The sequence below is a fragment of the Methanospirillum hungatei genome (assembly GCF_020216685.1).
In the GTDB taxonomy this organism is placed as follows: Archaea; Halobacteriota; Methanomicrobia; order Methanomicrobiales; family Methanospirillaceae; genus Methanospirillum; species Methanospirillum hungatei_B.
The window spans coordinates 1-10,000 of sequence record NZ_JAIWNS010000097.1; the positions used below are offsets into that span (position 1 = coordinate 1).

9 protein-coding genes are annotated in these 10,000 nt (G+C 46.6%); 3 read left to right on the forward strand and 6 right to left on the reverse strand.

The window, feature by feature from the left end; genetic code table 11:
- From LDL35_RS05795 to LDL35_RS05820, 6 genes are all read right to left on the reverse strand, one after another.
- Window positions 1–571, reverse strand: a 571-nt coding sequence (locus tag LDL35_RS05795; protein ID WP_304020346.1) for an ATP-NAD kinase family protein, incomplete at its 3' end; no start/stop codon positions are given.
- Window positions 568–1,926 (reverse strand): TrpB-like pyridoxal phosphate-dependent enzyme, encoded by a 1,359-nt coding sequence (locus tag LDL35_RS05800; protein ID WP_304020347.1) that lies wholly within the window; start codon window positions 1,924–1,926, stop codon window positions 568–570. The genes LDL35_RS05800 and LDL35_RS05795, both read right to left, overlap by 4 nt.
- Before the next feature lie 130 nt (window positions 1,927–2,056).
- Complete coding sequence (locus LDL35_RS05805) at window positions 2,057–2,875, reverse strand: hypothetical protein (protein WP_304020349.1); 819 nt, start codon at window positions 2,873–2,875, stop codon at window positions 2,057–2,059.
- Window positions 2,875–5,937 carry a DEAD/DEAH box helicase gene (locus tag LDL35_RS05810; protein ID WP_304020351.1) on the reverse strand — a complete coding sequence of 1,021 codons (3,063 nt, stop codon included), beginning with the start codon at window positions 5,935–5,937 and terminating at the stop codon, window positions 2,875–2,877. Before LDL35_RS05810 ends, LDL35_RS05805 begins: the two co-directional genes overlap by 1 nt.
- A 78-nt stretch (window positions 5,938–6,015) precedes the next feature.
- Window positions 6,016–7,293, reverse strand: coding sequence for an APC family permease (locus LDL35_RS05815; protein ID WP_304020352.1), 1,278 nt, complete (start codon window positions 7,291–7,293; stop codon window positions 6,016–6,018).
- Window positions 7,294–7,379: 86 nt separating this feature from the next.
- Window positions 7,380–8,057 carry a hypothetical protein gene (locus tag LDL35_RS05820; RefSeq protein WP_304020354.1) on the reverse strand — a complete coding sequence of 226 codons (678 nt, stop codon included), beginning with the start codon at window positions 8,055–8,057 and terminating at the stop codon, window positions 7,380–7,382.
- Window positions 8,058–8,104: 47 nt separating this feature from the next.
- On the opposite strand from LDL35_RS05820, the gene LDL35_RS05825 reads away from it, so the two are divergent.
- The 3 genes from LDL35_RS05825 to LDL35_RS05835 all read left to right on the forward strand — a co-directional run.
- Window positions 8,105–8,779: a DUF5612 domain-containing protein gene (locus LDL35_RS05825; protein ID WP_304020356.1), complete on the forward strand. Its 675-nt coding sequence runs from the start codon at window positions 8,105–8,107 to the stop codon at window positions 8,777–8,779.
- Entirely contained in the window at window positions 8,776–9,354 is a 579-nt protein-coding gene (locus tag LDL35_RS05830; RefSeq protein WP_304020359.1) for an L-threonylcarbamoyladenylate synthase, read from the forward strand. Before LDL35_RS05825 ends, LDL35_RS05830 begins: the two co-directional genes overlap by 4 nt.
- Window positions 9,354–10,000, forward strand: a 647-nt coding sequence (locus LDL35_RS05835; RefSeq protein WP_304020358.1) for a DNA polymerase subunit beta, incomplete at its 3' end; no start/stop codon positions are given. The genes LDL35_RS05830 and LDL35_RS05835, both read left to right, overlap by 1 nt.

A 10,000-nucleotide genomic window follows, 5' to 3' on the forward strand; every position in this document is an offset into this window, starting at 1 on the left:
GGGTATTCAGATTTCCTTTCCGGTACTCTTCCTCATCCACATCCATGACTTCTCCGTCGGTATACGAACTCCCGTTCCATTGAGAGAGAAGTCTTGCAGCAGACTCCGGCGATGTGGCAAAAACTCCGGAATAGATCTTGACACCGGTCGGAATACCCAGGATGAGGGTTTTTGCTCCGGTACAGGAGTATACATCCCGTGCTGTCCCGTCCCCTCCACAGAATATGATGATATCGCAGTTATTCTGAAGAAATTTTTTACATGCTTCAATCGTATCCGCCGCAGTAGTGAGGATGGATGTATCCTGGTCAGGTTGAGGATTATCTGGATGATACAGGCAGGTACAGGAAAGTTTTGCAGATTTCAGTTCATCTTCCCCCATCTCTCCGCCGGCCGTGAAAAAAAGAAGGTCTTTCCGGGTTAAACCGGTTAGAAACCTGATTGCTTTTGCAGGAGATTCCCTGACTGCACCCCTCTCAATTGCTTCCTTTATACGCCCGTCAGTTCCTTTCAGGCCTACCGCACCTCCCATCCCGGCATAGGGATTGACGATAAACCCGACTTTTATCATGATATGGCAGGAAGTTTTTTCAGGGATTCTGCAATCAGATCTGCCGGATATTCATAATCAACGAGGGATCCTGCAAAGTATCCTTCATAGCTTGAGAGATCAAAGTGTCCATGACCACTGTTATTAAAGAGGATGGTCTTTGCCTCTCCGGTCTTTTTGCATTCAAGTGCCTTGTCGATTGCAACCCTGATGGCATGTGCAGACTCAGGTGCAGGAATGATACCTTCTGCACGTGCGAACATCACCGCTGCATCAAACACCTCATTCTGATAGACAGAGGTTGAATCAATCAACTGATCTGCATGAAGTCGTGATACCAGTGGTGCCATTCCATGATATCTGAGCCCCCCGGCGTGGATGGAGGGAGGGATGAAATCATGACCCAGGGTAAACATCTTCAGGAGCGGCGTCAGGCCAGCAACATCACCGAAATCATAGGCATACATCCCTCTGGTCATGGATGGACAAGCGGCCGGTTCAACCCCTATGATCTCCACATCCGGATTCTTCCCGTCGATCTTATCCTTCACAAACGGGAAACAAAGACCGGCAAGATTTGACCCTCCACCTGCGGAAGCAATGACGATATCTGCTTTCTCATCAACCATGTCAAGTTGTTTTTGTGCCTCCTGGCCGATGATGGTCTGATGCAGGCAGACATGATTGAGGACACTTCCAAGTGAGTAGTTCGTGTTGTCATGGGTTGCTGCATCCTCAACCGCTTCAGATATGGCGATACCAAGACTGCCGGGGGTGTCCGGATCCTTTGCAAGGATCGCCCGTCCTGAGTTGGTATCTGGTGATGGCGAGGGAACACAGGTGGCTCCCCAGGTCTGCATCATCATCTTCCGGTATGGTTTCTGGTCATAACTTCCCCTGACCATGTAGACTTTACATTCCATACCAAAGAGCTGGGTGGCAAATGCAAGGGATGACCCCCATTGCCCTGCACCGGTCTCGGTGGCAATCCGTTCAATCCCTTCCTTCATATTATAATATGCCTGGGCGATGGCGGTGTTTGGCTTGTGTGACCCAGGCGGGCTTACTCCTTCGTACTTATAGTAGATCTTTGCCGGAGTTTTCAGGATCTTCTCAAGACGGTGTGCACGAAAGAGTGGGGACGGTCTCCAGAGGGTATAGGTATCACGGACTTCCTCAGGAATGTCAATGTACCGGTCCTGGCACATCTCCTGTCTGATAAGTTCTTTTGGAAAGATCGGTTCGAGATCTGAAGGTCCGACCGGCTTTTTCGTCTGGGGATGCATCGGGGGATCGAGAGGGGTTTTCAGGTCTGCCTGAATATTATACCACTTTTTTGGGATCTCATTTTCATCAAGAATGATCTTCGTATTCATGTATACTTTAGTTTATCAATGCACATATTTATACATTCGTGAAGAATGTAGATCATTTGGTTCTCAAGGACTGAATTATGGTACTTTAATATCCGGACATCGGTCAGATTTTCGCAGAATAACACCATTCTTATTTATTATTCCCTAAACGGAGAATAGTTCTGACATACTGCGCTGCTATTGGATATATCTCTTCAATCCATTCTGAAAGATTTCTGTCCTCAAGAATAAACGGGGAAGAGCCGCATAACCGGATAATATTTCTCTCCCTTCCTGATCTTTTTGGGAAATTATACGTTAATAGCCCCAGTTCAGGCCTGGGTTCATAAAATCCTTTCTTGTCAGATCGTAAAAATTCAGGTTTCGACCAGTCTTTCACATCGCAGATATTCGATATTTTGATCTGCTGTGAAGGCTCATGCTCTACCAGGTGAATTGTTTTTCCGCGAATAGTAAAAAGAAGGGAGAGATCTTCATGAATCATCCTGATTAATTCACAAAATAAACCTGCACCATGCATACATGGCACTTTTGAACCGGTGCAGCTACACTTCCATGTGATATCTCCTGATTGAGGAATAATGGGGAGTCCCGCTTCTTTACATAGGGATTCGAGTGCAGCCGGATAATCCCCGGACCGTATTGATTCATAAGAAGAGGGATGCTCTCGAAGGATATTCTGGATCCTGCCCCATTCATCCGTATTAAAGGTTCGAAACTGCAAACTGGTGTCTGTTATCACATTCTCCTGAACCTTTGCACTGACAAGACCATCAGATATACTGGTAATAGCGATGATACCCTTGTTTGCAAGTTCATTCCCCTTTCGTATAATTTCAGGATCATAAGCCCCCTCTAAACATTTCCATAACTCTGAAATCCACCATCCTTCACCCAGAAATGTCTGCCTGCTTATTGAATGAGAACCGCGACCTGACTTCCCTGACATCAGAACTCATCCTCTCCGATGGAGGCATGTAACCGAAGCACCTCAATTAAATCACTATTGTTCATATCGGCCAGCCACTCCTCTCCCGTCGGAATAATCTCCCTGGCAAGTGACTGTTTCTCTGCAAGCATATTATCTATCTTCTCTTCCAGCGTTCCTGATCCGATCATGAGATGGACCTGAACATTTCGTGTTTGTCCGATTCGAAAAGCCCTGTCCGTAGCCTGATCCTCAACTGCCGGATTCCACCACCGATCAATGTGAAAGACATGAACCGCCCGCATCAAATTAAGGCCGGTTCCCCCTGCCCGGAGTGATATCACAAAAAACCGTGGGCCGTCAGGATCTGAAAATCTCATGATGTTCTCTTCACGTTTCAATCGTGGGGTCTTCCCGGTCAGGAGAAGCACTTCTTCTGAAAAGGCAGAACTGATAATGTTTACAAGACCTTCTGCGAAGGTGGCATACTGAGTAAACAGTACTGCGGCATCCCCTTCTTCCCTGATCTCTTCAAGCATCTCTAACAGCCTGATGATCTTTCCTGATCTTTGGATATTGGTAATATCTCCTCCGTAGGGAAGGGCCGGATGATTACAGATCTGTTTTAACCTGATAAGAGCAGCAAGAATAGCTCCCCTTCGTTCAAACCCGCTGACATCCTGAAGATTTCCTGAAAGATCATCAATCACGGTCTGGTATGCCCGGATCTGTTCGGATGTCAGGGTATAATACTCACGGATCTCCATTTTGGATGGCAGATCAGAGATTATCGCCGGGTCTGTCTTCAGTCTCCTTAACAGAAAGGGACGAATAAGTCTTGTAAGTTCACTCTTCTTCTCCTGATTCTTGTCCTGCTCTATCGGAGCAATATAATTTTTTTGAAAAAAAGGAAGAGAATGAAGAAGTCCCGGACATAACAGATCCATGATTGCCCAAAGTTCAACCAGACTGTTCCCGACGGGGGTTCCGGTTAATGCAACCCGGTGAACTGACCGTATCAGTTTCATGGCCTGAAATTGTGCACTACCCGGGTTTTTTATATGATGGGCTTCGTCCAGAATAAGGGAAGACCAGGTTATCTGACGTAAAAATGCATTGTCGCGATGAACAAGTGCATACGTCGTGATAAATATGTCTGCATTTTTTCGCGATGCCAGAAATGACACTCCCTTTTCGCGATTAGGGCCATGATGAGCCCGAACGACAAGTCCGGGTGCAAACTTTGCCAGCTCACGTTCCCAGTTCCCGATAATAGAAGTAGGACAAACGATAAGAGCCGGTTCCTCCCTATCCTCCTGAAGGGATGAGAGAATATATGCAATGGCCTGAATGGTTTTTCCAAGACCCATATCGTCTGCAAGACATACTGAAAACCCAATATTTCTTGAGCCGATAAGAAACGAATATCCCTTTACCTGGTACGGACGAAGCATTCCAGTAAATCCGGGGATTTGCGGAAATATTTCGGTTTTTATGCCTTCCCTGATAAATTGTTGAATCTTTTCTGTCCATTCATCTCCAGGGGTAATGACAATATTTTCCTCCTCTTCATCAAGGAGTCTGATATACGAACGAACGGTAAAGCCATGCTTAGCTGTTTTTTTTGCCTTTTGAAGGAGTGACTGAAGAATTTCCCGATCATATGCCACGATGCGTCCATGAATTTGGATGACTCCTGCAGTCTGATGCGCATATGAAAAAAATTCCTGTTCATTCAGGGAGATATCATCAATGATAATGCGATAATCAAAAGAGAGCAAAGAATCAAGTCCAAAGGAGGTATTACATCCTTCATTCCGGTTCACAATCATCTGAATTTTTGGAATGATACGAGGCCCGGTCCACCATTCAGGAAGGATCAGTTCATATCGCAACGTTCTAATTCTGGGGATTTCTTCAGATAAAAAATTCAGAATATTCGATTCTGGTATCGCAAGACCCATTCCAAAGGGGGATGTGACTGGTGATGCAGGTTTTGAGAAAGCGCTGCATACTTCAGTGAGGGCTTTTTTCATGTCTCCCCTTGGATCAAGACTGTCCGGAATAGAGAGTTCTTCAATCACCTGAGAGTTTTGAATGTCATTATCAGTGATGAGTGTATCAGGATCGTCTATTGGTCGGAGGTATGGGACAAGATAATATATCCCTTCAGAGGGGCCATCAAGACGAAGACATATATGATACTGGGGGTCATCCGGAATACAGTGATCAGGAAGTTCTGCCCATGCACTCAATTGCATCCCCCATTGGGCCTTTAGCCGTGCATTTCTCCCTGGCAGCTCTTTTTGTATGCTGCCTGTTAATGTTTTCAGACAGATACACTCCTGAAGTGAATGAAAAAGGGTTTCTTCGGAGAAATGATCCAAATCTTGCCGAAGGGCACAGGCTCTGGTTATAACCTGTGTGATAATTGAATTCATGAATAAATTCAGAATACTCTCATGACTCATCTGAACCGGACTCTCCAGTCCGTTTTCTATAAAAAGGGTCTGTATATCCGGCATTGATCGGAGCAGGATCTCAATTCTTCGTTTGTCATCAGATGCAGGTACCGCTCTCCAGATGGCTCTTGTCCCCCCGGAAGGATTCGGGCCGGTTGCAGGAAGATATCTGCCCCTTGAGACGAGTTCACATGCCAGAAGCGTGACTGCCATCCAGTATCGAAGAGACCCGCTTATAACAAATGAACTGACCTGTTCTTCCTTCGTGAGAATATCTACCAGAAGCGACGTCTGGGTGAAGGATAATGGAACTTCATAAAAGCGAAATGAATCTGGGTGCTGATTATAGCTGATATCGCACGTTATGTGATCGAAAGATTTGAACGGAAGTGTTATCCCGGGAAGTTTGAGAGTATAGGTCTTACTTGTTGAAACAGGCAGATTTGAAAAGGGTGTCAGGACTCTCTGAATTTCTTCCCCGGTGACGGCATATACATGAGGGTAAGGAGTTTTCTCCTTCTTTTTCACTCCCGGTAATGGGCGTTTGACAGAGTAATCCTCCCCGAATAAGATAAGAGCATCGGGTTTTTCCGGAGTATACAGACAATGGAGGATAATCATGGTACTATATGACTTTCGATTTCAGGCAATCTCTGTCAGATTTTTTCGCATATTGCCATACTGCTTACAGTAAGACCGTTATTCCCCGGTGATTCTTCCATCGGATTGGTTTTTTATATGCAGATATAATATCCAGATGATCACCAGAATGACCGGCCAGATCATGGCCCACCCGGTAAAGCAGAATATTATCCCGGTGAGAACCAGAGAGACGGCACTGACTCCCATACCTGACCGGGAGTCTTTCATAAGCACCAAACCTGCTGCACATCCAGCACAGTAGGTGAGGATAAACGTTGCATTTGGTATCTGTATGAGCACATCAAGGGTTATTATCCCACTCATATAAATGACGAGTATCAGATAAAAACAACATAAGAGGAACATAAGTCCGCCGACCGGGGTCTGGTAAACTGAATGAAGGAGTGAGAACTGTCGTGGTGCATATCCTGCCTTTGAAATAGCATAGGCAAGCCGTCCTGCTGCACCGGTATATGCAATCGCCGGAGCAGTCGTGATAAACAGAGTAATAATGCCTGCAATAATAACTCCGGAAGTCCCGAATGAGAGATGTATCAGATGAATCAGGGAGACTTCTGATATTCCCGGTCCATAACTCCCCGTCCCAATCACGGCACATGCAGTCGCGAGGTACAGGATACTGATGATCACCGATGCGATGATGGTGCCCCTGACCACATCCCTGCCAGGGTCTTCAAACTCTTCGGTGACATGTGAGATAGCCTCCCACCCAAGAAAACACCAGAAGATAAGCGTTGCAGCATGACCCACACTTGGCCATCCGTGTGGCATAAATGGAACAAAATGTGACGGTTCAATGGCATGTATACTTCCGACTACCGCCCCGATAAGGATGGCAATGGTCGCAGCAACAACGGCCATCTGAACCCCTCCGGTCAGTCTCATCCCGAAAAAATTCGTCCCGACTGCGATGAAGATGATAATTCCGGTGATAATCAGTCTGCCAGCCTCTCCAAGGCCAAAAGCACTTGCTGCATATCCGGCACCGGTGAGTGCGATGATAGGGACTGCCATGATGGCCGAGAGTAAAAAGAACCAGCCGACAAGCATGCCGATATCTGCATTCCATGCCCTTGTCACAAAATACGACACCCCTCCGGCATGGGGGAACCGGACTGAGAGAAATCCCATACTAAGCGCCATTGGGATTGCCAGAATGCTCATGAGGATCCAGGCAAGAATAGATGCAGGACCTGCTGAATCGGCAGTAAGGCCAGGTAAGAGTAAAATCCCTGAACCCAGGACTGATCCGATATAGAGGGGTATTATCTGCCAGAGGGACAGGGATGCTGTTTTTGGTATTGATGGCTGCACGGATATCACGGATATTGGAAATGGCTTTATGAACCCCTATCTTTCGTATTCAGACAAGAAAAATACATCCCTGAAGACACTGGCAATTAATTATACTTTTCTTCCTCGCGGATGCTTTCCAGCCATGCATTGAAACGACGAACAAATGTAATTCTCACTTCCCGGTTATCATGAGTTCTTTGAGTCAGGTGTGGTTCATGCGTATGTTCGCATACCGCGGGCATGGTTTCAGATCCTCCATCCCACGTATTTATCGGGAAACCTGCCCGTTTTAACCGGGGATCCCAGGTTGCATCGATCAGTTTCCATTCACCTGCAAGAAAAACCTCTAAACAGAGATGAACTGATGATGGAAGGTCTGGAAAAAGAATGGTTATTGATTCAGGATAATGAAATGGCTGATCCTGCCACCTGAACGGGATGTACCGGTATCTGGTCCTGACTCCGAGTTGTTGAAACATCCATGCTAGAAGATGGTGTTTTGGTCCGCACCACCCTTTATTTTCAGTAACCATCCGTCGAATGATATCGTCTGAATCATTCCACTCTGGGACGATTGCATACGGGATGTCCCTGATATGCGTAAAGACAGAAATGAGGCCCTCCTCTTTTAAAAGGCCTTTCGTCCACTCTTGTAATAAGGAAGAGTACAATGTATTTCCATTCATTATGTGTGATGCTTTGTATACCTCACTATCATAAGGATTTAACCCCTGTTCAGGAATATATGTACGTGGAAAGTTGTATCTTTCTTTAGCTCTCATCTTTTCTGGGACTTTTCATCCATAGAATGTATGGAGGATTCACACCGGTGTCAGAAGATAATCTGAAGGCAGTTTGTATTTATGCCCGGAATCAGAAAGGGGTCCTGAAAGAGATAGCCGGGACCTTTGCAGACCATAATGCAAATATTGTCATGATCCATCTGGAGACGATACATGGCCGGACTGAAGATGTTTTTGATGAACTCTATATTGAATATGAAGGTGATGTTCATCAGGAGGATCTCATGAGTGCCTTACATGAACTATCCGGTGTACGGGATGTTATTGAGCATGTCTCTTTTGGGGATATTTATGGTAAACGGGTTATCATCATCGGTGGAGGGGCCCAGGTAGCCCAGGTTGCCATGGGCGCCGTCAATGAAGCCGATCGACATAATATCAGGGGAGAGCGGATAAGTGTGGATACCATCCCGCTTGTCGGGGAGAAAACGCTTGCCCAGGCGGTTGATGCCGTGACCCGGCTGCCACGGGTGGAGATCCTGGTCCTTGCCGGCTCAATCATGGGAGGAGCAGTTTCAGAATCGGTTGATCGGGTAAAACTCGCAGGCATTCCTGTTATTGCCCTGAATATGGCTGGAAGTGTTGCAGACCATGCCGACCTTGTCGTCACCGATCCCATTCAGGCAGGAGTGTTTGCCGTGATGCATGTATCTACCATAGCAGTATTTGATGTAAACCGTGTAAGGGGGAAAAAATTCTGAATATTTCTTTAGATCGGGCATTAGATGTCCTGATGCATGATGGTCTGGTTGTATATCCGACCGATACCCTGTATGGTCTGGGAGCTGATGCCTTATCGGATGAGGCAATTCTGAAAGTATTTGAAGCAAAGGGCAGGGAATATCATAAACCCATCTCGATTGCGGTATCAGATCCTGACATGATTGGTGCGGTAGCCTATGTGGATGAGATGGCAGAACAGTTTATTGAAGAGTTCCTACCCGGACCGGTCACCCTCATCCTTCCTGCACGAAATATTTTATCACCACGGCTTACCGCCGGGACGAAAAAGATTGGAATCAGGTATCCGAATCATGAGGTGGCCCTTGAACTGATATCCCGGTATGATACTCCGATAACAGCAACCAGTGCCAATCTGTCCGGTGGTCCTGACCCGGTCACAATTGATCTCTGTAATGTACCGTATGACTGTGCGGTCAATGTCGGTCCCCTCCCAGGAACGCCCTCAACGGTCGTTGATCTGGAGTTTCATGAGATCGTCCGGGTTGGAGCAGATATAGAATCAGTTGCATCATTTCTGGCAAAGTGGTCCTGATGAAACCGATTCGTCTTCGTGATTTTGTCAGGGATAGGAATGGATGGTACTATGCCGTCGCAGCCTATGACAATACCTCTACGGTGGGATCGGTCCTGCGATATATCCCTGACCCTGCCGGAGACCGGACAGATGGCACCGGAACCAGGTACCGGAAGGTAGAGTTTGAAGAAGCGTATCGTCTCATAGCAGAGCATCATCCAGACTGGGCTGGTCTTGTTCACCGGATTCCGCATGATCAGATAACTGCTGTGTTAAAGCCGGATGAAGGGATAGAACAGATCGCATCCACTCATCCGAAGGTTGCAAAACTGGTAAAAGCCCTTCATCTTCCCCCCTGTACCTTTGGTGTGACCGGCTCTCTTCTCTGTGGTCTTGGGGGAGAACATTCCGATATAGATGGAGTTGTGTATGGGTCAGCCTTCAGACATGCCCAAAAGCAACTGGTCAGAGCCATTCAGATGGGTTCGGTTGAGGAATTGAGTGAAGATCTCTGGAAGACCGTTTACCGGAAACGAAATCCAGATACCTCATATGAAGAATTCATCCTGCATGAGAAGAGAAAATTAAACCGTGGTCAGGTGGACGGAACATATTTTGACCTTCTGTATACCCGTGGATATCAGGATCTTCCTGGGTTTACCAT